Consider the following 6,370-nt stretch of genomic DNA (forward strand, 5'->3'; position numbering starts at 1 on the left):
GTCTCGATCAACAGCAGTTTATGAGCATGGTACGGTCAGCCGGGGCGATCGCCCCCCAAGACCAAGCATTGATTAACCGGGTGTTTGATGCCCTGCGCCACGGACGCTTAAAAGTGACCGACTAGGCTAGGCAACGCCACCATCCACCAGGCTAGGCTGATCAAGTATCAGGGTTACCTACCTAGCCATCGAAAAGATGGTAGATTCTGATTCAACTCCACTTGCCAGCGCGTTCTGGGAGGCAAACCTTGAATCAGTCTGCGTCAACGTCTACCCCAACCTCTACCCCAACCTATGACATCCTGCTCCGCCAGGGATGTCTACTCCACCCCGATCGCCCCTCAGAGGTTGTCGATCTAGGCATCCGTGATGGACAGATTGCCGCGATCGCCCCCCAGATCGACGGCACTGCTGTGACAGAACTGGATGTGACCGGCCAGGTGATCAGTCCGCCCTTGGTGGAATCCCATGTTCACCTTGACTCTGCCCGCACCATTGGCAACCCCCGCTGGAACCAAAGCGGCACCTTGTTTGAAGGCATTGATATTTGGAGCGATCGCAAAAAAACGCTGACTGTTGAAGAAGTATGCGATCGGGCTGTGGGCACCCTCAAGCAGCAGGCGCTTCAGGGCGTGCTGTTTGTGCGCAGTCACGCGGATGTCAGTGAACCCACCCTCACGGCCCTGCAAGGATTATTGGCCGCCCGGGAGCAGGTGAAGGATTGGATGACGCTGCAGGTGGTGGCATTTCCCCAGGATGGCATCTACAGCCAGCCGAAGAATAATGACCTCATGGAAGAAGCCATGAAGCTGGGGGCTGATGCGGTGGGCGGCATTCCCCACTATGAACTCACGCGGGAGGATGGCGTGCAGTCGGTGCATCGCATCTTTGATCTAGCGGAACGCTACGATCGCTTGATTGATGTCCACTGTGATGAAATCGACGACGACCAGGCCCGCTTTTTGGAAGTCATGGCCGCCTGTGCCATTCGTCGCGGCAATGGCCCGAAGGTCACCGCTAGCCACACCACCGCCTTTAGCTCCTACAACAATGCCTATGCCATGAAGCTCCTAGGCTTTTTGCAGCGCGCCCAAATCAACTTTGTCTCCAACCCGTTAATTAACATCACCCTCCAAGGACGCACCGACACCTATCCCAAGCGGCGCGGCGTGACGCGGGTGAAGGAGCTATGGCAGTTGGGGCTCAATGTCAGCCTGGGTCATGACTGCATTCAAGATCCTTGGTATAGCTTAGGTACCGGCAATATGCTAGAGGTGGCCAGCATGGCGATCCATGTTTGCCATATGACCGGCCAATCCGAAATCGATGCCTGCTACAACATGGTGACCTGGCATGGAGCCAAAACGCTGAATGTGGCGGATGACTATGGTCTAGAGGTGGGTAAACCGGCGAATGTGATCGTACTGGCAGCCAGCGATCGCTACGATGCCATCTGCCGCCGTGCTACGGTGCAGTATGTGATCTCCCGTGGGCAGATGTTGGCCCAAACCCGTCCTCCCGAACCCCAGTGGTGCCGATGACTGATCCGATTCCCGCCGATTTTTGGCAAGGCGTTGACCAATTTAACCAAGGCGATTTCTATGCCTGCCACGACACCCTAGAAGCCATTTGGATGGAAGCGCCCCACTACCAAAAGGGCTTCTACCAAGGGGTGTTGCAACTAGCGGTGGCGCTCTACCATCTGAGCAACCACAACTGGCGGGGCACTGTCACGCTGCTGGGGGAGGGGGTGCATCGCCTAGCAGCTTACCCATCTGACTACGCTGAGATTGATGTGGCACAGTTGATGCACCAAAGTGCCGTCCTGCTGCGATCGCTCCAGGAATTGGGCCCGGATGAAGTAGAAGCGATCGCCCAGCAGGTGTTTCATCCTGTAGACCTTGCCCAGTCTCTCTGTCCGGTCATTCGGCGGGTAGAGGCTGATGAGTCGTTGTTAGGTAGCTGCTCAAGAGTTTAGCAATTGGCGAAGAGAGAATTCCAATGAAACCAGATCGTCTTGAATTGTTTGCCAAATGATAGACAAATTCACTTGAAAATACTCGTGAATCACAATATTTCGCATTCCACGCACATCGTCCCAAGGAATTTCAGGGTGTGACACCTCCAACTCAGGTGGAATACCACGAACTGCTTCACCAATAATTGCAAGACTATACAAAACTGCACTGATTGTCTTTCGATCGTCTTGAAACTCATCGAACGTAAGCCCGTTGGTGAACTCTCGGATTTCAGCGATCGCGGCTAGTACGTCTCTTACTCTATTTTGCCAATCTCTAGAAGGCACGAATCGCCTCCCGAAAAACGGGTTCTTGTAGATAAGGTTTGAGGGAGTCGGGCGTACCCAGATCAACGGAGCTCTCTAAAATCTCCTCTAGGTATCGTTTCAACCGCACAAAAGTAAATAACCCAACCGGACGATCAAACTCTACTAGTAGATCGACATCGCTGTCTGGTCGCGCTTCATCCCTTGCCACTGAACCAAACAGCATCAAAGACTTCACGCCAAAACCCTTCAGTGTGTTTTGGTGCTTTGCTAGTAATGTAAGGGCTTCCTGTCTTCGCACTACCCAACCTGCAACAAAGAATCTTATCGAGAATTGTAGCGCACCAGTCAGATCTCAATTACGTCTCAACCGAAGATTCGACATCACACCCCCAGATGGCTTTCTACTTGCCCTCTCCCCGATCGCTTGAGACTGTTATGGGTGATTATGACGATCGCATGCTTGATAAAACCCTGGCTAGGGTAATTAGCCAAATCGCTGTCAGCATAATACGCTCATGTCCGAATGTTATGTAGCTAGCTTCAGGCCATCTTCACGATCAGCATAAGACCATTGCACGCGGCATTTAGTACATAAGTTTTGCTTGAGAGTTCTTGGCTCGCGATCGCCTCTCGACTCAGATCAGGGCGATCAGTGCTTTCATCGCTATTGAAGTCTACCTGACCCTAGATGAATCAACCTGTATTGGCTAGAAGCTGGTTGATGGTGACTCTGTTCCGTTGTCCGGCTGTTGCATGGGGCATGTTGGGGGTGACGCAGTGCCCAGACTCGGCGCGCTCACTCCCCAAATCTTCGCCATGAGCATTGCTCCAGGGGAAAGTTCACATCTCACCTGCTCAAGCATTCGTGATTTGCGAGGAGGCCTCGTTGAGCAAGGAGTTGACCCAATTCATACTTGTTCATCTGCGCCAGTTCTCTGGCTTTTCCCAGAGACAGTCAATTCTGGGCATAGAGAGTAACGGCAAGCTCGTAACAGTTCTTGCTCGATGAGCTGCGATAACCTCTCTACGGTCGGTGTGCAGCGGAATTATTATCCAGTGCCATCACTCGTTTATTCCAATAGCATAGCTAAAAACTCTTCTGGTAATACTGCAGAGATGGCTGAAGCAGCAAAGTCAGGTGTATTTCGGGTCACGATAATTTCTACTCTTGCAGCATTTGCAGCTTCACTTGTCACAGCATCTTCAAAATCCGTCATAGGGCTTTGCAATGCAGCCTGAATAACGTTGTCTGTAACGCCGGCAACTTGAAGATGCTCTAATAACCTTGATAAAAGCTCTCGTGCCATTTCGCCACCAACCTGACGACGCAAAATGTAAAAAATATTCGTCACAGCATGACCTGAGACAAACCCTTGTACTACTGGCTGTGTCGCCTTGCTTAATGCTTGTGCAGACGCTGTAACAAATGGTTGACGTTGAGCTAAAACATCAATCAAAACATCACTGTCAAATAACACTTGCCTCAACTGTACTTCTCCTCCAGATAGTCCACGTAGGTATCTGTGGGATCTTCTGCACTCAACTGAATCACACCGATTAAGCTTTGAGTCCAGGGATCGAGGCTAGCCAACGAATTTGCACTTGGAGTTGGAGTTGGAGGGTTAAATACTAGTGTTTCTTGTTGAATAGAACTCAACAAGGATTGGACTAAGCGCCAGCGATCGCCAATAGACAACTGCAACGCCTGGTTTTGTAATTCCTGCAATGTCATTAGCCCTTACCAACAACTCTCTACCTATTGTAAAGTGCTGCTAGCGGTTTTAGTCTTAACCTGTCTCTCCCCGAACATTTTACGCCATCAAAGCTTTGAACACTAGCCGATGGGCTATCAGTTATATCCCAACCAAAGAACAAGCAGCATAACTATTGTTTATGCTGAACACCTCCCCTTTGATCGTCATCCCCCCACCAAGATGATTAGCGAGACTACAACTGAATATCACTTTCTCCAGAGAGGACTAGCCTGAAACTTGCCTGCATAGTTCTCCTACTTAGAGTGTTATGCAGACTTTGATCAGCCCATACAACCCATAGGGGTGATTATGACGATTGGATGCTATACAACACCCTAGCTAGGGTCGTTTACAGACTGGTGGCAGAATAATACGCTCATTTCAGGGTGTTATGTAGCTAGTTTCAGGCAATCTTCACGATCAGCATAAGAGCAATACATGTAGCATTTAGCACATAAGCTCTAGCTAGAGGTTCCTGGCTCACGATCGCCTCTCGAATCAGATCAGGGCGATCGCTCTTCTCCCTAGGGAGCAGTGAATTGGGACAACTCATATAAGCTGGCATACTCCTCATCCTAAGCTAGAACGAAATTTGTTAGGCATGACCGATTAGTTTAGGGAAACTGGGGCTGTATCGATCGCACGAATCGCTGAAGCTGCCGACTTTCTAACTCCAAAACACGCCGGGCAAAGTCAAGATCGTGGTCGAGTAAATCGTCAAAGGTATCGACAGGAATCGCTAGGATTCGGGTACGTTCGCTATCTGCAACGATCGTATTTTCTGAACTGCTGTGGGCTAAAACTTCCAGCTCGTCTAGCGTTTGCCCCGGATGGAGCTGTTCGACGTGAACCCCAGATTCCGTCTGATAGTGGATGTTGGCGTCGCCTTCGATCAGCAGCAGCAACTCTCGACAAGTATCTCCAGCTTCTGTAATCACATCCCCTTGATGGTAGGGTCTCACCTCGGCTCGATTGGCAAGGGCAATGAGTGTGTCACTCTGCATTCGGTGGAAAAAGTCGCTATTAAATAAGTAAACCAATTTCTCCAGCGTTGGGAACTGGGTCAGAGTCAATTTTTCTGTGGACGACGATTGCCAAGCCAATAGCTGATCAATGGTTTCCTGTACAAGATGGGAACTAACCGTGTGGCGATGATTCCGAGCGATCGCTAGACTGCGGTCTGGGTCTAGTTGAGCAATCATATAGAGCGCTGCCGCCTGGATCATAGGATTTTGCTCTTGGAGCAAGGCGTCTAGGTGCTCCAAAATTGCCTCAGGGGAGAATTCCAGTGAACAGGATACCGGTGATTCTCCCGGTTGGATCAAACAGTGCAAGATGTCTGGCGGCAGGCGATCGCCCCAGTTTTCTTGATCCACTAGTTCTCCCAAAACCGCAGGTGCAGACTGTTGTAGGGACTGCGCTAGACTGAAGGCGGCTGGATCAGACTGGAGGAATTCTAGAATTTCCAGAAGCGATCGCACAATCAATTCTTTTTTGTGACTAATATTTTCCCGTAGCAGGGTTAATACGGCCTTGTGCTCATGCACCATCGGTTGATTGAGCGCGCGGTAGCTTTCGATGAGTCCTGGGAGTTGCGCGGTTAGAAACTCTGCCTTTTTGGCACGACTGGCATTAACCGAAAATCCACTCAAGATCCATTCTTCCTCCTGGGGGGTGATGGAATATTGGCAGCGTAAGGACTGAACCGCGGCTGAATCTGGTAATGATGGCTCCAGGGCTGTGCGATCAGGCTGCTTGCTTTGCAGTAGCATTAACCGCTCCAGGGATTTGCGGTAGCCGCTTAAGCGAATCTGATTTTCTAAACTGCGTTGACGGGCCGGATTAAGTAATTCTGGATCTTCAATGCCCAATTCCTCTAACACAATACGGTGTTCGTCATCCGTAATGCCTAGCTCCTGACGCATTTGATGCAACATATCTAAGCTGCTGGAGTAGTTGACATAGCCTTCTTCTAGCGATTCTCGCACCACGCCCTTATAGGCCTGGTGTCGCTTCTCGCGGGTAAAACCAGGCAGCACCTTAGCTAACACATACACCTCATGCGTATTCAGATCGCTGAGTGCCCGTCCTTCTAAAAACTGGGATACATCGAGCTGTAGTTTCTCTAACTGCTTACGGAATCGCCGCGCTAGATTTTCACGAGAATAGAGGTCAGGGCTACGTCGCCAGGTTTTATAAAGCCAGAGGGTACTCAGCGTCACCAAGCCCAGGTCGTAAAGGTATTGCACCGACAACGGGAAAAGCTGTACCAGGGGACGCCCCGCAAAAATAAAGAAGACATTAAAAATACCAAAGGTGCATAGGGTAA

At 50.4% G+C, this 6,370-nt stretch carries 7 protein-coding genes; 2 read left to right on the plus strand and 5 right to left on the minus strand.

Annotated elements, in window-relative coordinates; translation table 11 throughout:
* The first annotated feature begins 248 nt into the window (after positions 1-248).
* Positions 249-1,541, plus strand: coding sequence for a cytosine deaminase (gene codA / locus V6D20_24735; protein ID HEY9818989.1), 1,293 nt, complete (start codon positions 249-251; stop codon positions 1,539-1,541).
* Complete coding sequence (locus V6D20_24740; protein HEY9818990.1) at positions 1,538-1,978, plus strand: DUF309 domain-containing protein; 441 nt, start codon at positions 1,538-1,540, stop codon at positions 1,976-1,978. The genes codA and V6D20_24740 overlap by 4 nt, the downstream gene beginning before the upstream one ends.
* On the opposite strand, the gene V6D20_24745 is transcribed toward V6D20_24740, so the two are convergent.
* From V6D20_24745 to V6D20_24765, 5 genes are all read right to left on the minus strand, one after another.
* Positions 1,967-2,305 (minus strand): DUF86 domain-containing protein, encoded by a 339-nt coding sequence (locus tag V6D20_24745; GenBank protein HEY9818991.1) that lies wholly within the window; start codon positions 2,303-2,305, stop codon positions 1,967-1,969. The two genes, V6D20_24740 and V6D20_24745, sit on opposite strands and share 12 nt — an antisense overlap.
* A complete protein-coding gene (locus tag V6D20_24750) occupies positions 2,295-2,585 on the minus strand; it encodes a nucleotidyltransferase family protein (protein ID HEY9818992.1) in 291 nt (96 codons plus the stop codon). The genes V6D20_24745 and V6D20_24750 overlap by 11 nt, the downstream gene beginning before the upstream one ends.
* A 772-nt stretch (positions 2,586-3,357) precedes the next feature.
* Positions 3,358-3,765: a PIN domain-containing protein gene (locus tag V6D20_24755; GenBank protein ID HEY9818993.1), complete on the minus strand. Its 408-nt coding sequence runs from the start codon at positions 3,763-3,765 to the stop codon at positions 3,358-3,360.
* Positions 3,766-3,770: 5 nt separating this feature from the next.
* On the minus strand, positions 3,771-4,019 hold the full coding sequence (locus V6D20_24760; GenBank protein ID HEY9818994.1) for a hypothetical protein: 249 nt from the start codon (positions 4,017-4,019) through the stop codon (positions 3,771-3,773).
* Positions 4,020-4,655: 636 nt separating this feature from the next.
* The coding region (locus V6D20_24765) for a cyclic nucleotide-binding domain-containing protein (GenBank protein ID HEY9818995.1) at positions 4,656-6,370 on the minus strand (1,715 nt) is incomplete at its 5' end.

It is taken from the genome of Candidatus Obscuribacterales bacterium, from assembly GCA_036703605.1.
Lineage (GTDB): Bacteria > Cyanobacteriota > Cyanobacteriia > RECH01 > RECH01 > RECH01.